We start from the raw sequence: 278 nt of genomic DNA, 5'->3' as shown, positions 1-278 counted from the left end.
CCCTTCAGCGCCCCGTCATAAGGCTCGTTGTCGCCAACCAGGATGTCGCCGGTCGCGCGCAGATGCGCCAGAAGCGGATCGACCACACGATTATCCGTGTCCCAGAGAACGGCCGCATGCCAGGGCCGCGGCGTTTCCTTCCAGAAGGGCGTGTAGGAATGCAGCGACAAAACGAGAGGCGCCTCCCCCGACGACTGCGCGACGCCGGTGAGCACGCGATCAACGGCATCGTGATAAGGCCGATGAAAAATCTCGATCCTCTTCTGCCATTCCTCATC

Annotated in this window: 1 protein-coding gene; it reads right to left on the bottom strand. The window is 61.9% G+C overall.

Features of this window, described 5'->3' with window-relative positions; all coding sequences use genetic code 11:
• Positions 1-278, bottom strand: a 278-nt coding sequence (locus SB816_RS31155; protein WP_410548133.1) for an N-formylglutamate amidohydrolase, incomplete at both ends; no start/stop codon positions are given.

The organism is Achromobacter sp. SIMBA_011 (genome assembly GCF_046535435.1).
GTDB classification, from domain to species: domain Bacteria; phylum Pseudomonadota; class Gammaproteobacteria; order Burkholderiales; family Burkholderiaceae_B; genus Achromobacter; species Achromobacter dolens.
This window is presented reverse-complemented; position numbering and strand designations above follow the sequence as displayed.